Source organism: Okeania hirsuta (assembly GCF_003838195.1).
Taxonomy (GTDB): domain Bacteria; phylum Cyanobacteriota; class Cyanobacteriia; order Cyanobacteriales; family Microcoleaceae; genus Okeania; species Okeania hirsuta.
In genome coordinates this window covers 1-1963 of record NZ_RCBY01000527.1, presented here as the reverse complement: position 1 = coordinate 1963, position 1963 = coordinate 1, and the positions used below count along the sequence as shown (strand labels likewise).

Genomic DNA, 1963 nt, shown 5'->3' with positions numbered 1-1963 from the left:
TCAGCCAGATTGCTGTACGGCAAAACCCAGGCCGGTGCCGCCTGAGCAGCTTGAGTGAAGTATTCAGCTGCCTTCTCTTTGTCTTCCAATAAGAAAAGAAGATAGCCAATCTCATTTAAGATATGTGCCGTATTCGGTTCCTTTTGCAAGGCTGCTTGTTGTACGCCTAAAGCCGCTCGCAGCCGTGCTTCATCATTAGCCTTCTCTGCGGTTAAGCGCAGATTAACGCCTTGAAAGTACTCCGCCCGGGAACGCAATGACTCATAGAAGAAATCCTCTTCCCCCAATAATTCCGCAGCTTGAAAAAGATATTGCGGATAGGTTTGGTAAAGATCCTCTTCTCCCCATCGCTTGGAAAGTTCTTTGCTAGGGGTGGTCAAATAAGAGTTGAGTGCTACCTGGGCTTCTTCTTGTAAAGCAACGGCGAGATCATTAGTGGCGACGTCCACCAGACTATCAAATTGCGTGAAAGCTTGTAGTTGCTGCAAGAAGGCATAAGCAGAACCATCTTCAGGAATCAGTAGGGTTCCTTCTTCCAAAGAAGTTTCGAATCGCTGCAGTAATCTGATAAATGTGCTATCGGGCTTTTCTGCCCCCTTTCCACTCTTTCGAACGGGAGCCATTCCAATAGATTGATCATTCTCCATACTCAGTTCAGCATTCAAAGCGAACAGCTGTGCCTTATCAATGGTATTGAGAGCAGCTTCTTCTGGTCCGCGGACCACAGGAATCTGAATTTCTCCGTATTGGCGGGATACTTTTCGCACTTCCCTTCGCAAATAATCGGATAACTCATAAATGTAGATAAGCTCGTCTTCATCCTCATCCGCCAATCCGATCAGGCCATTGACCAGGTGATAGGAAAAGAGGCCTCTACCCCCACCCCAGTCTTCATGCTCCAGGGAATACTGCTCTTTCGCACAAGACATGATCTTGACTACCTCACCAAATCGAGCCCCAATCGCTTGATTGGTCAATTGCGGTCCATTATTCTCACTCCCTGCCAAATTGCCTGAACGGCATGCATCGGTGATCAGAATGACCTCTGCCTCCCTATCCTTGGACAAGGTGGCAATCATCGCATCTAGATATTCGATCGGACAAGCCCCGCCTAAAGGATAATCCACCGGAGGAGAATTGTCAGCATAGGGGTAGGAAAAGTAGTTTTAAGGTGCGTAACATAGTAATCTGTGATTAATTAGTATGTGATTTAGATGTTGAATTGATTATTTATCAGGGAAGTAGCGTTTTATTAAGGCTTTATATTCGGGTAGTTTCCGTATCTCAACGAGATCTTCTCTTGCTTCCAAGACTTCCAAGTTATCATATTCTAGTTCAACAAAAAGCTGCTCTAAAGTGGAAATCACCAATTCTTTCTTGCCTTGTCCGGCATAACAATAGGACAACATTAAATAGACATCTGTGTCCTTCGGTTCTAATTCCTGGTAGCGTTGGAAAAGACCTATCGCTTCCTCCAATCGTTTTTGTTCATACCTCAACACCCCGAAGTTATAGGTAGTGGTAGCATTCGTTGGGTCTATCCGAAGGCTTTCTTCAAAGGCAAGGCTACTCTTCTCCAGCTTCTTCCATCTTTGATATACTAATCCCAGCAGCTGATAGGCCTGTGAATCTTTGGGTTTTAATGAGTTATATTTTAACAAATTAGCTTCTGCTATGTCATAATTCTTATACCAAAAATGCCAATTCCCCAAGTTATAATAGGTAGCTGCATAGTTTGAATCTGCTGCTATGGCTTTTTCAAAATAGGCCTTCGCTTCATTATCTCTCTCCTGAATAAAATAGATCAGTCCCAGGTTGTTGGCTGCCATCGCAAAGTTGGAGTCGATAGCCAGAGCCTTCAAAGCTGCGGCCTCGGCTTTCTCGTAATTTCGCAGTTTGCGATGCGTCTCAGCCAGATTGCTGTACGGCAAAACCCAGGCCGGTGCCGCCTGAGCAGCTTGAG

The 1963-nt window shown here is 45.2% G+C and carries 2 protein-coding genes; both read right to left on the bottom strand.

All coding sequences use genetic code 11. The features are described 5' to 3' along the window. A partial coding sequence (locus D5R40_RS32510) for a caspase family protein (RefSeq protein WP_205127832.1) occupies nucleotides 1–1127 on the bottom strand: 1127 nt, incomplete at its 3' end. 99 nt (nucleotides 1128–1226) lie between these two features. Next, on the bottom strand, nucleotides 1227–1963 hold a 737-nt coding region (locus D5R40_RS32505; protein WP_124155847.1), incomplete at its 5' end, for a tetratricopeptide repeat protein.